Raw genomic sequence first — 11,959 nt, forward strand, 5'->3', positions numbered from 1 at the left:
ATCTCCTTACTTGAGCTTCTCCAGCATCGCGGCGAGTTCCGCGCCCGTCATCGGTTCGCGCGCAACCACCAGGATGGTGTCATCACCGGCCACGGTGCCGACTACGTACGGTAGGGCCGCGCGGTCGATCGCACTGGCCAGATAGTGCGCCGCGCCCGGTGGGGTGCGCAGCACCGCGAGGTTACCGCTCGCGTCGGTCGACACCAGCAGCTCGCCGAGCAGGCGCGACATCCGGTCGGTGCCGCCGGCCACCCCGCGCACCGGGCTGCCGTCCTCGGGAACGATGTAGACGCCGACGCCGCCGTCGGCGCCGCGCAGCTTGACCGCACCCAGCTCCTCCAGATCGCGCGACAGCGTGGCCTGGGTGACCTCAATGCCCTCGCCGGCCAGCCGGGCCGCCAGTTCGCTTTGGCTGCTGATCGGCTCCGACGACAGGATCGCCACGATGCGGGCCTGCCTGCCGGCGCGGGTGGTCTCGGGACTGGTCTTCGAGCGGGTCATCGTGATTGCTCCAGCAGCCACACCAGCAGCGCCTTCTGGGCGTGCAGACGGTTTTCCGCCTCGTCCCACACCGCGCTGGCCGGCCCGTCCATCACCTCGTCGGTGATCTCCTCGCCACGGTGGGCCGGAAGGCAGTGCAGCACAACGGCTTCCGGGTCGGCCAACCCGACGAGCCGCGCGTTGAGCTGAAACGGCCTAAAGGGGCCCACCCGGTCCAGCCCGTCGTTCTCCTGGCCCATCGACGTCCAGGTGTCGGTGACGACGACGTCGGCACCCTTGGCGGCCGCGTCGGGGTCGGCGGTGACCGTGACCGACGCGCCGGTGGCCTCGGCGCGTCGCCCGCCCGCGGCCACCAGGGCCGGGTCGGGCGCGAAGCCATCGGGGGCGGCGACGGTGACGTGGATGCCGGCGGTTACCCCGCCGAGGATCAGCGAGTGCGCCATGTTGTTGGCGCCGTCGCCGAAGTACGTCAGCCGCAAGCCCTTTAGCGATCCCTTGCGTTCGGCGATGGTCTGCAGGTCGGCCAGCACCTGACACGGATGGAAGTCATCGGAGAGCGCATTCACCACGGGCACCGACGCGGACGCCGCCATCGCCTCGAGCCGGTCCTGCCCGAACGTCCGCCAGACGATGGCGTCGACATAGCGGGACAAGACCTTCGCGGTGTCACCAAGCGTCTCGTCGCGGCCAAGCTGCGTGCTGCGGCCATCGACGACGACGGCGTGCCCCCCGAGCTGGGCGATGCCCACCTCGAACGAGAACCGGGTGCGGGTGGAGTTCTTGTCGAAGATGACCGCGACCCCGCGCGGCCCGTCGAGCGGGCGGCGCGCGAACGGGTCCTTCTTCAGTTCGGCCGCCAGGTCGAGCACCTCGGCCTGTTCGGCGGGTGACAGGTCGTCGTCGCGCAAGAAGTGCCGAATCACGTTGCCGCCCCGGCGCTATCGAGGATGCCCGGCAAAGCGGCAATGAAGCCGTCGATCTGGCCCTCGGTGATGATCAGCGGCGGCGCCAGCCGAATGACGTCGGGGGCCGCCGCGTTGACCAGGAATCCGGCGTCCCGCGCCGCGGCCTCGGTTGCCTTGGCCGCCGTCGCCGAAAGCACGATGCCCCAGAGCAATCCGCGGCCGCGCACGTGGTCGATCAGCGGGTGCCCGAGCCGTTCGATGCCGTCACGCACGGACTTGCCCAGCACGTCGGCGTGCCGGACCAGATCCTCCGTGGCGATCACCCGCAGCACCGCCAGCGCGGCCGCGGTGCAGATCGGGTTGCCGCCGAAGGTGCTGCCGTGCAGGCCGGGGGTGAGCAGCTCGGCGGCCGGCCCGACGGCCAGGCACGCCCCGATGGGCAGCCCGCCGCCGAGCCCTTTGGCCATCGTCACCACGTCGGGGGTGATGCCGTCGTGCTGGTGGGCGAAAAACGCTCCGGTGCGGCCCATCCCGGTCTGCACCTCGTCGAGGACCAGCAGGGCGCCGTGGCGCGCGGTGATGTCGCGCGCGGCGGCCAGGTAGCCCTCGGGCGGGACGACGACGCCGCTCTCCCCCATGATCGGCTCGAGGAACACCGCGGCGGTGTCGTCGCCGACCGCGGCGGCCAGGGCGTCGGTGTCGCCGTACGGCACGTGGGTGACGTAACCGGGCAGCGGTTCGAACGGCGCCTGCTTGCTCGGCTGGCCCGTCAGCGCCAAGGATCCCATCGTGCGGCCGTGGAAGGCCTCTTGCGCGGCAACCAGTTTGGTGCGACCCGTGAGCCGCGACATCTTGAACGCCACCTCGTTGGCTTCGGTGCCGGAGTTGCAGAAGAACACTCGCGCCGGCGTGTCGGCGCCGAGCAGGGCGACCAGTTCCTCGGCCAGCGCGATGCCCGGTTCGGTGGCATAGAGGTTGGAGGTGTGCCCCAGCGTGGCCATCTGGTGCGTGACGGCCTCGATGACGGCCGGGTGGCGATGGCCGAGGACGTTGACCGCGATGCCGCCGAGCAGGTCCACGTAGGTCTTGCCGTCCACGTCGGTGACGAGGGCGCCGTCTCCGCTGGCGAGCGCGACCGGTGGGGTGCCGTAGTTGTGCATCATCACGGCGTCCCACCGCTGCCTCAAAGACTCAGTGGCCGTCATGCGTTCCACCTGCGCCGCTCTCCCCCGCAAGCGGGAGGTGCCCCCACCTCATCGCTGCGCTCTGCATCGTCGCCGGCGCGCACCACCTTGGTTCCGGTGCCCGCATCGGTGAAAAGCTCGACCAGCACGCAGTGTTCGACCCGACCGTCGATGACGTGCGCGCTGGGTACACCCCCGGTGACGGCCCTCAGGCACGCCTCAACCTTCGGGATCATGCCGGTCTCTAGCGTGGGCAGCAGTCGCGCGAGTGCGACGGTGTCGATCTCGCTGACCAACGACGCGCGGTCCGGCCAGCTGGTGTATAGGCCTTCGACATCGGTGAGCATCAACAGTTTTTCGGCTCCCAGGGCTTCGGCCAGCGCCGCCGCGGCGGTGTCGGCGTTGATGTTGTGGACGACGCCCTCGGCATCGGGCGCCAGCGTAGAGACCACCGGAATACGGCGTGCCGCAATCAGATCCAGCACCGCGGCGGTGTTGACCAGCTCGACGTCGCCCACCAGCCCGATGTCGGTGGCCACGCCGTCGACCGTGACGCTGCGCCGCACCGCGGTGAACAGTTGCGCATCCTCGCCCGTGATCCCGACCGCATAAGGCCCGTGCGCGTTGATCAGGTTCACCAGCTCGCGGCCCACCTGCCCGAACAACACCATCCGCGCCACGTCGAGCACTTCGGGGGTGGTGACCCGGAAGCCGCCCTTGAAGTCGCCTTCGATGCCGAGCCGGCGCAGCATGGCGGTGATTTGGGGTCCGCCGCCGTGCACGACGACGGGGTGGATGCCGCAGTTGCGCAGGAACGCCATGTCGGCCGCGAAGGCGTGGCGCAGCGTGTCGTCGGTCATGGCGTTGCCGCCGTACTTGATGACGACGATCTTGCCGTGCAACTGCTTGAGCCAGGGCAGGGCTTCGGCGAGCACCTGCGCTTTGATCTGAGTGGGCAATTCTTCGACGCGGAGACTCATGAGCTGTAGGCCGAGTTCTCTTCGACGTACCCGTGCGAGAGGTCCGTGGTCCGGACGGCGGCCCGCCCGTTCCCGACGCGGAGGTCGACGGTGATGTCGATGTCGGCGCCGGAAAGATCGACCTCGCGCGCGCCGGGCGCGCCGACTCCGTCGACGCACACCGCAAAACCGTTGAAGGACACCCGGATCCGGTCCGGTTCGAGGGTGACCGGCGCCATGCCGACGGCCGCGAGCACCCGGCCCCAGTTCGGGTCGGACCCGAATACCGCCGTCTTGACCAGGCTGTCGCGGGCGATCGCCCGCGCGGCCGTCAGCGCGTCGTCCTCGGAGGCGGCACCGGTCACGGTGACGGTGACGCGCTTGGTGACACCCTCGGCGTCGGCCTGCAGCTGCGCGCACAGGTCGTCGCAGACCCGCAGCACCGCCTCGTCGAGGTCGGCCTGGGACGGGGTGATCTCGCTGGCTCCCGAGGCCAGCAGCAACACGGTGTCGTTGGTCGAGCAGCAGCCGTCGATGTCGAGACGGTCGAAGGTGCGGGCGGTCGCATGACGCAGCGCGCGGTCGAGCGCGTCCGCGTCGACGGCCGCATCGGTGGTGAGCACGCACAGCATGGTGGCCAGCGACGGGGCCAGCATGCCCGCGCCCTTGGCCATCCCGCCGATCGTCCAATTGTTGGGATGGTGCAGCGCAACCTGTTTGGGCACGGTGTCGGTGGTCATGATTGCCTGGGCGGCGTCCTCGCCGCCGGTCAGCCCGCCGGCCATCTCGCGCACGATCTCGCGCACCCCCGCGAGCACCTTGTCCATCGGCAGCCGGTCGCCGATCAGCCCGGTGGAACAGACACCCACCTCGATGGCGCCGGTCTCGGTGCCCCAGTCCGACAGGGCCGCCGCGACCGCTTCCGCGGTGGCGTGGGTGTCTTGGAAGCCGCCGGGACCGGTGCAGGCGTTCGCGCCACCGGAGTTGAGGATTACCGCCCGCAGCTGTCCGGTGGTCAGCACCTGCTGGGTCCACAACACCGGTGCGGCCTTTACCTTGTTCCGGGTGAAGACTCCGGCGGCCGCATAGTCGGGCCCCTCGTTGAAGACCAGCGCGAGGTCGCGAGCCCCGGATGCCTTGATCCCGGCGGCGATGCCGGCCGCCCGGAACCCTGCCGGGGCGGTGACACCCTGTTCCCGCAGCAACCGCGCGGTAGCGGCAAGTTCCGTCACGGCGCCACCCCCACCACCGAAAGGCCTTCGGTCTCAGGCCAATCCAGCGCCAGGTTCATCGACTGCACCGCGGCGCCGCCCGTGCCCTTGACCAGGTTGTCGATCGCTGCGATCGCCACGAACGTCTGCGCGGCCTCGTCCACCGCGACGGCGATGTGGGTCGCGTTGCTGCCGAGCACCGCCCCGGTGCGGGGCAGCTGCCCGTCGGGCATCAGGTAGACGAATGGCTCGGCGTCGTAAGCCTTTTCATAGGCGGCCCGCAGCTGCGACAGCGGCGCTCGGGTGCGCGCGGTGCAGGTGGCCAGGATGCCGCGGGAGGTCGGGATCAGCACCGGGGTGAACGACACGGTGACGTCGCGGTCGGTGAGGGCCCGTAGCCCCTGGGCGATTTCGGGGGTGTGCCGGTGCGCCCCGGCGATGTTGTATGCACGCGCCGAACCGATGACCTCCGATCCGAGCAGGTCGGTCTTGGCGGCGCGGCCGGCCCCCGAGGTGCCGCTGACGGCGACGACCGTGACCGCCGGCTCGATGAGGTCCTCGGCCATCGCGGGCGCCAACGCGAGCAGCGCCGCCGTCGGGTAGCAGCCGGGAACCGCGATGCGGCGGGCGCCGCGCAGCCGCTCGCGTCCGCCGGCCAGCTCCGGCAGCCCGTACGGCCAGCTGCCGGCGTGGCTTGTTCCGTAGAACCGTTCCCAGGCGGCGGGATCGGTGAGGCGGAAGTCGGCGCCGCAGTCGATGATCAGGGTTTCCGGGCCGAGCCGTTCGGCCAAGGCGGCCGAATGGCCGTGTGGGAGGGCCAGGAACACCACGTCGTGGTCTTTCAGGACGCCTTCGTCGGTCGGCTCGACCACGCGCTGGGCCAACGGCGTCAGGTGCGGATGGTGCTCACCCAGTGTGCTGCCGGCGCTAGCCGCCGCGGTCAGAGCGCCGATCGTGAGGCGGCCGTCGGCGTAGCCCGGGTGCCCGAGCAGGAGCCGTAGGATTTCCCCGCCTGCGTAGCCGGTGGCACCGGCAACCGCCACCCTCAATACGTCGGCCATCTCGACGATTCTGCATGGTTATGCAGTAGTTTGCAAATCCATTCCACAGGTCGAGCGGGAGGCGGTGTGCGCCCAGGAGGTCGCGTCGGGCAAGGCGTCGCTTCGCTTCGGAAGAGCGAGGCCTACACGACTCTCCTGGGCGCCACCGGGCTATGCGGCGATCCCGATGCCCAAGCTGGCGTCGATGGCCGCCTGCAGCGAGAGCTCGAGATCGGTCAGGGCGGTGTTGAGGGACACGACGAGCGAGCCGCCGGTCTGCTCCAACGTGGAGGCCGCGCCGGAGAGGCCGGCCGCCAGGTCGGCGCCGAGCCCGAGCACGCCGGGAGCACCCACACCCAGGGTCGCCGCGAAACCACCGAAGAGCGCGCCACCTATCTGGGCCGCGGTGTTCTCCCAGATATTCGCCAACGCGTTGCCCGTGCCGGCCAACCCGGACAAGCCCGTCGCCAGGCTGCCGCCCAGTGTTTCACCCGCGTGCACCAGGCCAGCGAGGCCGCCGGTGAGGCCGCCTGTCAGGGATCCGGTGGCCTGTAGCAGGCCGTTCAGCGCGGCACCGAGGTTAGCCGACAGAGCCGCATTGATAGACAGCCCCAAGTTGGGAATGGACAGCGTCGACAACGCGGCAGCGAAGTTGGCGGCCAAGCTCTCGCCGGTCTGGATCGCCGCGTTCAGGCCCGCTCCGATGTTGCCGGCGAAGTTCGCCGCCAGCGTTTCACCGGTCTGGATAAACGCGTTGAGGTTGGCGCCCAGGTTCAGGCTTCCCGACAACATCGCGTTCAGCGACGCACCCAGCCCATTCAGCGACGCGCTGATCGAACCACTGATCCCGTTCAGCGCCGCGCTCAATCCCACACTCAGCGCACCCAGGTTAGGCAGCGTAAGCGGAGGCAAGGCCGGGAAGGTGAAAGGCGGCAGCGTCAACGCCCCGGACAACACCGCGTTCAACGCCGCGTTGATGTCCGCCCCAATGTTGGGCAGCGTGATCGGCGGCAACCCCGGCAACGGCGGCAACGTGAAGGACGGCAGGCCCGGCAACGTCAACGTGATCGGCGGCAACCCCGGCAGCGTCAAATTCAGCGCCGCGTTCAGCGCCGCGCTGATGTCGGCCCCCAGGTTGGGCAGCGTGATCGGCGGCAGCCCCGGCAACGGCGGCAACGTGATACTCGGCAACCCCGGCAGCGACAAGTTGATCGGCGGCAACGTCAACGCCCCGGACAACACCGCATTCAACGCCGCGTTGATGTCCGCCCCAATGTTGGGCAGCGTGATCGGCGGCAACCCCGGCAACGGCGGCAACGTGAAGGACGGCAGGCCCGGCAACGTCAACGTGATCGGCGGCAACCCCGGCAGCGTCAAATTCAGCGCCGCGTTCAGCGCCGCGCTGATGTCGGCCCCCAGGTTGGGCAGCGTGATCGGCGGCAGCCCCGGCAACGGCGGCAACGTGATACTCGGCAACCCCGGCAGCGACAAGTTGATCGGCGGCAACGTCAACGCCCCGGACAACACCGCATTCAACGCCGCGTTGATGTCCGCCCCAATGTTGGGCAGCGTGATCGGCGGCAACCCCGGCAACGGCGGCAACGTGAAGGACGGCAGGCCCGGCAGCGACAAGTTGATCGGCGGCAACGTCAACGCCCCCGACAGCGCAGCGTTCAGCGACGCACTCAGGTTGGCGCCCAAGCCATTCAGCGCAGCACCGAGTTGCACACCGAACGCACCCAGGTTCGGAATCGTCAGCGCGGGCAGACCAGACAGCGACGCAAGGAAGTTCGCCGCCAGCGTCTCACCGGTCTGCAGCGCCCCGTTGAGACCCGCCCCGAGGTTGCCGGCCAAGTTACCCAGTCCGTTGATTCCCGCGGCGAGGTTGGCTGCCAAGCCATTCAGGCTGCCGCCCAGGCTGGCTGACAAGGCCGCGTTGAGGTCAAGACCGAAGTTGGCGTTCAGCAGCGCCTGAAGGGCGGCGTTGGCCTGAGCAATGAGCGGACCCCCCATGGCCGACAAAGTCGCGCCGGCATTTTCAAGGGCGACCCCGGCCTGGACGATGGCGTTGCCGGTTTGGACCAGTCCGTTGCCGAGACCCGACAGGAACAGGCCACCCGTCTGGAAAGCGATTCCGCTGAGCCCGGCGCCGAGGAACGTTTCGACCGTGCCGCCGAGCGCGGCTCCCAGGCTGCTGGTCAAGCCGGCCGACAGTGACCCGCTGATCGCGGCACCCAAACCGGATATCGCGCCACCGATCTCGGCGGCCAGGTTCCCGCCGCCCGAGAGCACCGCGGCGCTGTTGGCGACTTCGGCCGCCGCATAGGCGGCCGCCCCACCGCCCAACGTGTTGACGAACGCGTTGTGGAACGCCGCCGCCTGGGCGCTGAGCGCTTGGTACTCCTGTCCGAAGTTGCCGAAAAGCGCGGCGATGGCGGCCGATACCTCGTCGCCCGCCGCGGGCGCCAAGCTGGTGGTCGGAGCGATTATCGCCTGGGTGACCTCATCCAGGGACGAGCGAATACCCGCAAGATCTTGGGCTGCCACCTCGACGAGATCGGGAACTGCAACGACGAAAGACATGTTCATCTCCCCACGCGAATGAACGACATATACGTTTGTAAGCCCGAATTATCGAGGCAAGGCGAGCGTAATGGTGTGCCACACAGGCACATTCGAAAATGGTTGTTTTCAACGGGGTCTGGCGCGTCTATTTACGGTTCTGCGCGACCCGATGCCCACGACGCATGCCTAGGACGAGACTTAGCACACCGTAAGCGGGGCGTTCGAGATACTTAAGGTACAAACCCCTTGCTATTGAACAATTTTCAGTCCGTTGGGCCTCCCCCGTCGTTGCATTTGGGCTACAGGCGACCAAATTTGGCATGTGCCGAATAACGAGGTTGCCCCACGGCGCGTGTTTTAAACATCGCAACGCGATTTTATCCATTATTGGTATTCGCGTACCGAAAACAAGGGAATGACAAGCTGTTTCCGCAGCCGCCCGTCACCACGACTGGCCGAAACGCAGGCACGCCGAATTATCCGGTCGAGTTGTAGGACCCGCGCAACCGCCAGCCTCGGTACCGGCAGTCACGGTAGACCAAATTGGTATCCGCGTACCGAAAAGACAGGGGTGACAAGGACTTTCCGTCGACGCCCGTCCCGGACCTACCGAACTAGAAGGTTGGCAGAGTTATCGAGAGCAGCGGCGGGGGCGACACGGGCGCGCCGATCGCCTGGGCCAGCTGTTGGGGCGCGTAGTTCACCAGGAAGGGCAGGAGACCGCTGAAGGGCGTGCTTCCGACACCGAGGTTGACGTTGATTGCAGGCAGAACGGTGTTGCCCAGCAGCGTCACCGTCGCGGTCACCGGGTAGTAACCGGGCGCGTGGAGTATGCCGTCGAGTGGGATGTTGGCGACCACGGTGACGTTGGCTATGTTGCCGATCGCGGGCCCGGTAATGCTCGATAGGTTCAGCGCGCATGGGAATGTCGCCTGGCCGTTGAGGAAACCGTTGGCGATGACGGCGGGTGCATCGACGAGGGCGGCGAAAGCCCCAGCGGCGTCGCCGGCCTGGACGGCCGCCGCGAACGTCGCGGCGCTGTAACCAGCCGCCTCCATGGTCGCGGCGGGCGGGCCCATCAGGCTGGCCGCGAACACCAGCGGCAGCCCGACGGCGTTGTTCAGGGTCACGTCGGTAGGCACGGTGAGCGACTGCACCACCAGCGATGACGTGACACCGGTATTCGTCAGCGTCCCAACGACATTGGCGATGTTTTGTGCGATATGACCAGGTATGGCAGTCACCGGTTGGAAATCGCCGGTTTGGAATGCTGTCGCGATGGTCTGGCCATAGCCCATCTGGTTGACGGCGACCTGCCGCAGGAACGGGAACGGGTCGGCAAACCAACCACCCACGAGGCTTTGCAGGTTGGTCACAGTGTTGTAGACGAGCGCTTCGTACGGGCCCGCGATGCCGGTGAAGTAGGGACCCGCGCCGGCTTGAACGTTCAGCAGCCCGGGAAGTAGCGAATTCACAACGGGGGTCAACGAATTCGTAAGACTGCCGAGCGATGTGGGCAGCCCGGGAACGGCACTCGTCAAGAGGGTGCCCAGATTACTTCCGAGTGAGCCGAGGTTTCCGAGGGAACCCACGACGCCTCCGAGTGAACCCAGGCCGCCCAGCAGACCACCGGTGCCCGTCAGGCCTCCCAGAAGTCCGCCGCCCGACGTGCCGCCGCCTAGGATCCCACCGAGCAAGCCCGCGGCGCTGACGCTTTGGGCGGCGCCGGCCCCGCCGGACGCGTTGACCACGTTCGCCACGGCCTGTTCGGCGTTGGCGATCTCGGCGCCCGCATAGGCGCCCGCGCTCGTGTTCATCAATTTGACGAACTCGGCGTGAAACGCTCGGGCCTGGGCGCTGAGCCCCTGAAATTCCTGCCCGAACTTGGCGAACATCGCGGAGATGGCCGCTGACACCTCGTCCGCCGCTGCGGGCACCACTCTGGTCGTGGGACCCGCGGCCAACACGGTGGCGTCGCCGAGCGAGGCTCCTAAACCCGCCAGGTCCTCGGCCGCCTCCCGAACCATTTCCGGCGCTGCGATTACAAATGACATGCCCGACCACCTCTATTCACGGCGAGGTGTCTACCCGGGAAAAGCCGAAGTAAACGCGAGATTAATATTCCCTGCGATTAATGCAGTAGAAATTTCATGGTTGATTGTCGTTAACCACTCTGATAATCTTCCCGGCCCTACTGCGGCGGCGCCGCGTCAACTCCCCACTGGCGACGAAAAGCGATTGCCGACAACGCATTTCACTCGGACCGAAGATTGGGTCAGCCCACCGCGCCAGGCGATTCCACCGTCAAGTTTTTCAGCGTGGTGATTCGCAAGCATCGAACCGCGGCGGTTTCGCCCACCGGCTGCGGTTACTTGCCTGCAATTGCCGGAGCGAGCTGTTCGGGCAGGGTGTTCACCAGGAACTTGAACAGCACAGCTGACCGGAGCCTGACGCGAAGCGCCAGGAGGCGCCTCAATTAGCCGCCGAACGACGACGCAAGCAGCTGGGGTGCAAAGTTGAGCAGCGCTGGAATGAGCCCGCCGACGGGCGGGCCGCTGACGGTAACGGAAGTCCCGAGCAATGACGCCGTCGTCGTAAACGGTTGCACGGGAACGAGGAGGCCGGAGAAGGGAACGTCCGCCGTCAGGCCCGGCGCCAGCAGCAAAGGCAAGGTCCGTTCGCCGTTGAGGAAAGCGTTCGCGATGTTGGCGGGAGCGTCGACGAACGCGGTGAACGCCGCCAGCGGGTTGCCCGTGCCTACGGCCTCGAGAAATGCTGCGCCGCTTAGTGATGCCGCGAGGCCCGCGTTGACCGGCGCGCCCAGCGCGTCGAAGGCCAGCACCTCTGGCAGCCCGAGGCCGACGGCGAACGATGGCGGATTAATTGACGTCACGGACAGCGAGGCGGGAACGATCAGGTCGCGGAAGATGTTGGCGGAGCCCAGCGCGAACTGTCCAGTCGTGCTCAGGATCGGCAGCGGGTTGCCGGTCTGCAACGCCCCGAGGATCAGCTGCGGGTTGGTGTACGTGCTCATCGCCTTGAAGACGGCGGGCGCAGTGACCGTGGCCCACGTGTTGCCGATGCCCTGCAGGTTGGAAACCGTGTTCGCGGCAAGGCTTTCGTATGGTCCCGCGATTCCGAGCGGGTCGCTGGTCGCTGCGGCCGCGCCTCCCTCGATCAGCTTCGCGTTGGCCGCCTCGGAGCTGAGATATGCCCCCGCCCCGGCGTTCATCAGGTTGACGAACTGGGCGTGAAACGCCTGAGCTTGCGCATTGATGGCTTGGTACTCCTGGCCCAAGCTGTCGAACAGCGCCGCGACCGCACCGGACACCTCATCCTGGGCCGCAGCCACCACCCCGGTCGTCGGGCCGGCGGCGGCGGCGCTCGCCTCGCCGAGCGCTGAGCGAATTCCCGCCAGGTTCTGGGCGGCCGCCTGGACCAATTCCGGCTGCGCAATGACAAACGACATAGCCGTCTCCCATCGGCTCATCAGGATGACCACCGGATGGTGACCAAGATGAACATGAGGTTAAAGGGACCAGTGTGCGAGCGGAGGAAATTGCGCAATTTCGTGGCACCTGTGGCGTTACGATT

8 protein-coding genes and 1 pseudogene are annotated in these 11,959 nt (G+C 67.6%); all 9 read right to left on the minus strand.

Annotated elements, in window-relative coordinates; all coding sequences use genetic code 11:
• Positions 1 to 6 precede the first annotated feature (6 nt).
• The 9 genes and pseudogenes from A5706_RS23170 to A5706_RS35030 all read right to left on the minus strand — a co-directional run bounded on the left by A5706_RS23170 (position 7) and on the right by A5706_RS35030 (position 11,834).
• Positions 7 to 501: an arginine repressor gene (locus tag A5706_RS23170; RefSeq protein ID WP_068135866.1), complete on the minus strand. Its 495-nt coding sequence runs from the start codon at positions 499 to 501 to the stop codon at positions 7 to 9.
• Positions 498 to 1,424, minus strand: a complete 927-nt coding sequence (gene argF / locus A5706_RS23175) for an ornithine carbamoyltransferase (RefSeq protein WP_068135870.1) — start codon at positions 1,422 to 1,424, stop codon at positions 498 to 500. Before argF ends, A5706_RS23170 begins: the two co-directional genes overlap by 4 nt.
• The gene (locus A5706_RS23180) at positions 1,421 to 2,611 is read right to left on the minus strand and encodes an acetylornithine transaminase (RefSeq protein ID WP_068135873.1); all 1,191 of its coding nucleotides are present in this window, start codon (positions 2,609 to 2,611) and stop codon (positions 1,421 to 1,423) included. The genes argF and A5706_RS23180 overlap by 4 nt, the downstream gene beginning before the upstream one ends.
• Positions 2,608 to 3,570 (minus strand): acetylglutamate kinase, encoded by a 963-nt coding sequence (argB, locus tag A5706_RS23185; RefSeq protein ID WP_068135875.1) that lies wholly within the window; start codon positions 3,568 to 3,570, stop codon positions 2,608 to 2,610. Before argB ends, A5706_RS23180 begins: the two co-directional genes overlap by 4 nt.
• Positions 3,567 to 4,781 (minus strand): bifunctional glutamate N-acetyltransferase/amino-acid acetyltransferase ArgJ, encoded by a 1,215-nt coding sequence (gene argJ, locus A5706_RS23190; RefSeq protein WP_068135880.1) that lies wholly within the window; start codon positions 4,779 to 4,781, stop codon positions 3,567 to 3,569. Before argJ ends, argB begins: the two co-directional genes overlap by 4 nt.
• A pseudogene (gene argC / locus A5706_RS23195) lies at positions 4,778 to 5,837 on the minus strand (N-acetyl-gamma-glutamyl-phosphate reductase). Before argC ends, argJ begins: the two are co-directional and overlap by 4 nt.
• Positions 5,838 to 5,971: 134 nt before the next feature.
• Positions 5,972 to 8,383: a PE family protein gene (locus A5706_RS35020; protein WP_197517948.1), complete on the minus strand. Its 2,412-nt coding sequence runs from the start codon at positions 8,381 to 8,383 to the stop codon at positions 5,972 to 5,974.
• A 596-nt stretch (positions 8,384 to 8,979) separates the two neighbouring features.
• Positions 8,980 to 10,419 carry a PE family protein gene (locus A5706_RS35025; protein WP_082964566.1) on the minus strand — a complete coding sequence of 480 codons (1,440 nt, stop codon included), beginning with the start codon at positions 10,417 to 10,419 and terminating at the stop codon, positions 8,980 to 8,982.
• A gap of 422 nt (positions 10,420 to 10,841) precedes the next feature.
• Positions 10,842 to 11,834, minus strand: coding sequence for a PE family protein (locus tag A5706_RS35030; RefSeq protein ID WP_068135892.1), 993 nt, complete (start codon positions 11,832 to 11,834; stop codon positions 10,842 to 10,844).
• Positions 11,835 to 11,959: the final 125 nt, after the last annotated feature.

Origin of the sequence: Mycobacterium sp. E796 (assembly GCF_001672815.1) — a bacterium.
In the GTDB taxonomy this organism is placed as follows: Bacteria; Actinomycetota; Actinomycetes; order Mycobacteriales; family Mycobacteriaceae; genus Mycobacterium.